The sequence below is a fragment of the Methylophaga sp. UBA1464 genome (genome assembly GCF_002325665.1).
Classification (GTDB): domain Bacteria; phylum Pseudomonadota; class Gammaproteobacteria; order Nitrosococcales; family Methylophagaceae; genus Methylophaga.
Map to the genome: position 1 here is coordinate 1 of NZ_DCSO01000099.1, position 4132 is coordinate 4132.

At 47.3% G+C, this 4132-nt stretch carries 7 protein-coding genes; all 7 read left to right on the forward strand.

Annotation, left to right across the window (positions count from 1 at the left end; translation table 11 throughout):
* Positions 1–210 (forward strand): S-adenosylmethionine:tRNA ribosyltransferase-isomerase (locus B3O33_RS13595; protein ID WP_292363824.1); only part of this gene is annotated, 210 nt, incomplete at its 5' end.
* Entirely contained in the window at positions 207–941 is a 735-nt protein-coding gene (locus tag B3O33_RS13600; RefSeq protein WP_292360057.1) for an RNA methyltransferase, read from the forward strand. The genes B3O33_RS13595 and B3O33_RS13600, both read left to right, overlap by 4 nt.
* Positions 938–1732, forward strand: coding sequence for a serine O-acetyltransferase (gene cysE / locus B3O33_RS13605; RefSeq protein WP_292360055.1), 795 nt, complete (start codon positions 938–940; stop codon positions 1730–1732). The genes B3O33_RS13600 and cysE overlap by 4 nt, the downstream gene beginning before the upstream one ends.
* 50 nt (positions 1733–1782) lie before the next feature.
* Positions 1783–2241: an Rrf2 family transcriptional regulator gene (locus B3O33_RS13610; RefSeq protein ID WP_292360053.1), complete on the forward strand. Its 459-nt coding sequence runs from the start codon at positions 1783–1785 to the stop codon at positions 2239–2241.
* An 18-nt stretch (positions 2242–2259) separates the two neighbouring features.
* A complete protein-coding gene (locus tag B3O33_RS13615; protein WP_292360052.1) occupies positions 2260–3402 on the forward strand; it encodes a cysteine desulfurase family protein in 1143 nt (380 codons plus the stop codon).
* A 4-nt stretch (positions 3403–3406) separates the two neighbouring features.
* Entirely contained in the window at positions 3407–3739 is a 333-nt protein-coding gene (locus tag B3O33_RS13620; protein WP_292360050.1) for a HesB/IscA family protein, read from the forward strand.
* 94 nt (positions 3740–3833) lie between these two features.
* A partial coding sequence (locus B3O33_RS13625; RefSeq protein WP_292363825.1) for an aminotransferase class III-fold pyridoxal phosphate-dependent enzyme occupies positions 3834–4132 on the forward strand: 299 nt, incomplete at its 3' end.

Genomic DNA, 4132 nt, shown 5'->3' on the forward strand with positions numbered 1-4132 from the left:
ACTGATATCTTTATTTACCCAGGCTATCAATTTCGTTCGGTCGATGCGATGGTCACCAATTTCCATCTTTCCGAATCGACTTTATTGATGCTGGTCTCAGCCTTTGCCGGACGCGAGCATATAATGTCAGCCTACCATCACGCCATTGAGCAACGTTACCGTTTTTTCAGTTACGGTGACGCGATGTTTATCACCAGGAAAACTGCATGAAGCTTTTAGATCAGATTCGCTTTGTATTAGTAGGCACCACACATCCAGGCAATATTGGTGCCTCGGCCCGGGCAATGAAGACCATGGGCTTAACCAATCTGCATCTGGTCTCACCGAAAATCTATCCCAGTGCTGAAGCCACTACGCGGGCATCCGGAGCGGATGACGTGCTTGCCAGAGCCGTCGTTCACGACAGCCTGGAGTCAGCTATAACTGGCTGCCAGCATGTGTTTGGCATGAGCGCCCGGCTAAGACATCTGGCCGTACCATTAATGAATCCGCGGGAAGCGGTTACCTCGCTTGAAAAATATGATGATGACACCCATATTGCTATTGTATTTGGTCGCGAGCATTCGGGTTTATCAAATGATGAACTGGATCTATGCCATACACTGGTGAATATTCCGGCGAATCCGGAATATAGCTCATTGAATCTGGCGGCCGCTGTCCAGGTGATGGCTTATGAATTACGCATGAGCTTCACCCCGACGATTGAACGTGGTCGCATTGGTGAGGAACGGGAAGCGATTAATGCTGAAGATCTGGTGCATTTATATGACCATTTTGAGCGAAGCCTGACCACAATAGGCTTTTTAGATCCGAGTAATCCACGCTATTTAATGCGGCGGATTCGCCGATTATTTAACCGGGCAGATCTTGACCGAAACGAAGTTCAGATTTTGCATGGCATTTTGCGTGCAGCAGAGACCAAAGCGAGGAGTTCAAAATGAACGATCAATTACATGTGACCCGCTGGCAGCGTTTTAAGGAAGATATCTACTGTGTATTTGACAGAGATCCCGCCGCGCGCAATGTATTTGAAATCGTTACTACCTATCCTGGTGTACACGCATTAACCCTGCATCGCTTCAGCCACTGGTTATGGAAAAAGGGCTGGATGTGGCTGGCTCGGTTTATGTCGACTATTGGTCGCTGGCTGACCGGGATTGAAATTCATCCGGGGGCTAAAATTGGCCGACGGTTTTTTATCGATCATGGTATGGGTGTGGTGATTGGTGAAACCGCTGAAATTGGTGATGATTGCACTCTTTATCACGGGGTCACGCTGGGCGGTACTTCATGGAAAGGCGGTAAACGTCATCCAACCCTGACCAATAATGTGGTGGTGGGTGCCGGCGCAAAGGTGCTTGGTCCGATTACTGTCCATGAAGGTGCCCGGATTGGTTCAAATGCGGTTGTGGTCAAGGATGTTGCGGCCAACGAAACTGTTGTTGGTATTCCCGGCCGAGTGGTGCGAAGCCAGAAAAATCCGGATAAGAAAGCCCAGGAAAAGCTGGCACAGTCTGTTGGATTTGATGCTTACGGCACTTCCACACAAACGCCTGATCCTGTTGCCTCAGCGATTCATGGTTTGATTGAGCACATTCATTTAATGGAAAAACGCATGGATGCCATGTGCCAGACAATTCACCGTCTTGGCGGTGAAATACCAGAAGTTTCCATGCCGGAATTAGATGGCTGCGAACTGGATAAAGAGTCTGATTCTGCTAAAGTTGACTAAAATAGTCGGACATGAAAAACTATCCAAATAGTTTGTGATAGGAAATCAATATGCGCTTAACGACTAAGGGTCGCTATGCTGTGACAGCGATGCTCGATTTAAGTCTTAATTACGGTGTTGGCGCGATCACGCTAGCAGATATTTCCGAGCGGCAGGGCATCTCACTTTCTTATTTGGAACAATTGTTTGCCAGATTACGCAAGCAAGGTTTGGTGAGCAGTTCACGTGGACCGGGCGGTGGCTATAAATTGAGTCGTGCGGCGACAGAAATTACAGTATTGGATGTGATTTCAGCGGTTGATGAAAAAGTGGATAGTACGCAATGTCAGGGAAAACATAACTGTCATGCCGAAGAGCAATGTCTCAGCCATGAACTGTGGCAGAGCCTGAGTGATCAGATCCGTGTTTATCTTGCTGGCATTACATTGCATCATGTCGTAAGTGATTACGAGCGTAGCCTGAACAGCCGAAATAGCGGTGAAAAAGTCATCAAGTTTGATGCACTCTGAAATAACAGACTGAGTCTCATGTCTTTTGCTTATCTCGACCATAATGCTGGAACCGGCCTGGCTGAAGGTGTACTGGATACCATGCTGCCGTACCTTAAACAGCAACAGGGTAATCCCTCAAGCAGCCATCGGTTTGGTCGGTATACCCATGCGGCGATTGACCATGCTCGTCAGCAAGTTGCTGATTTGGTAAATGTGGAAATTGATCAAATCATTTTTACCAGCGGCGGCACTGAATCCAATAACCAGGCCATTAGTGGTGTTTCCCAGCTGTTCGATAGCGGGCGCGTTTTAATCGGCAGCACTGAACATCCCGCTGTTTTAGAGCCGGCAAAACGCTTGCAGCAACAGGGCTTTGAAGTGTTGTTCCTTCCGGTGAATGCTGATGGATTAATCAATATCGAGATATTCGAAACCCTGTTAACCGGTGATACCCGCATGGTCTCCGTTATGTGGGCTAATAATGAAACGGGTGTGGTGCAGAATATTGCACAGTTAACCGAGATGACCAAAGCCCGCGATATCGTGTTTCACTGCGATGCTGTCCAGGCGGCTGGCAAACTGGATATTGATTTTCAGGCTGCCGGTATTCAGATGATGAGTTTGTCGGCGCATAAATTCGGCGGTCCAAAAGGTATCGGCGCCTTGATTGTCGATAAAAAACTCGACTGGCCTGCATATGTGTTAGGCGGCGGTCAGGAGCATGAAAAACGCAGTGGTACCGAAAATGTTGCTGCAATCGTGGGCTTTGGAGCAGCGGCTGAAAAAGCCAAACAGCAATTAACCCATTATCAACAGCATTGCCGTGAATTAAGAGATTTACTGGAAATACGATTAAGAGTGATCCCGGGCGTTACCATTTTTGCCCAATCGACAGAACGTTTGCCCAATACAGTGTTTTTTTCGTTGCAAGGCTTCGATTCAGACACTTTGCTGATGTCACTGGATCGAAAAGGTTTTTCGGTTTCCAGTGGTTCGGCCTGCGGTACCGGCCGGCAGATACCAAGTCATGTGCTTAAGGCAATGGGAGTAGATGATATGACGGCCCTGGGGGCTGTCCGAGTCAGTGTTGCACTGGAAAATACTAAAGAACAAATCGAACAGCTGGCTGTCGTAATTGAGAAAGAAGCCAGTCGTTTTAACCATTTGATGAACAGGTAATGAAATGACAACAATTACATTGACACAATCAGCAGTAAAACGCGTACGTGATATGGTCGCCAAACGTAATAGTGGAATCGGCTTGCGTATCGGTGTGGTTAAAAGTGGTTGCTCGGGTTACAGCTACGCGCTTGATTATGCCGATGCGGTTGCGGCTAACGATATGATAATCGAGCAGGACGATGTCAAAGTAGTTGTCGATAAAGACAGCTTGCCTTTACTGGAAGGCATGATTCTGGATTTCGTTAAGGAAGGCCTGAACCAAAGCTTTAAATTCAGAAATCCGAATGTCACTTCTGAATGTGGTTGTGGTGAGAGCTTTAGCGTGACCAAATAAACTGTTCACTAAATTCGTACCTCAAACTGCCCGTTAAGTTTTTAACGGGCAGTTTTGTTTTACCCGGCGCTTAAGCTGTGATTGAATCTCCTCCATGACTGAACTTAATAATCTCGAATTTGACGCGAAACACCTCTGGCACCCATACAGCAGTGTGCAAAACCCACCATTATTGCACGAGGTGGTTTCAGCAAAAGGCGTTTATTTAACGCTGGCGGATGGCCGGCAAATTATTGATGGCATGTCTTCCTGGTGGTCCGCCATTCACGGTTATGGTCATCCACGATTAAATGCGGCTGCTAAAGATCAACTCGATAAAATGTCGCATGTGATGTTTGGCGGATTAACCCATGATCCCGCTGTCAGTCTGGCACGACGCTTAATCGATATTAC

Excerpts from the sequence above, each read along its gene's own strand:
- B3O33_RS13600 (WP_292360057.1), top strand. The coding sequence starts at position 207 with ATGAAGCTTTTAGATCAGATTCGCTTTGTATTAGTAGGCACCACACAT.
- cysE (WP_292360055.1), top strand. The coding sequence starts at position 938 with ATGAACGATCAATTACATGTGACCCGCTGGCAGCGTTTTAAGGAAGAT.
- B3O33_RS13610 (WP_292360053.1), top strand. The coding sequence starts at position 1,783 with ATGCGCTTAACGACTAAGGGTCGCTATGCTGTGACAGCGATGCTCGAT.
- B3O33_RS13615 (WP_292360052.1), top strand. The coding sequence starts at position 2,260 with ATGTCTTTTGCTTATCTCGACCATAATGCTGGAACCGGCCTGGCTGAA.
- B3O33_RS13620 (WP_292360050.1), top strand. The coding sequence starts at position 3,407 with ATGACAACAATTACATTGACACAATCAGCAGTAAAACGCGTACGTGAT.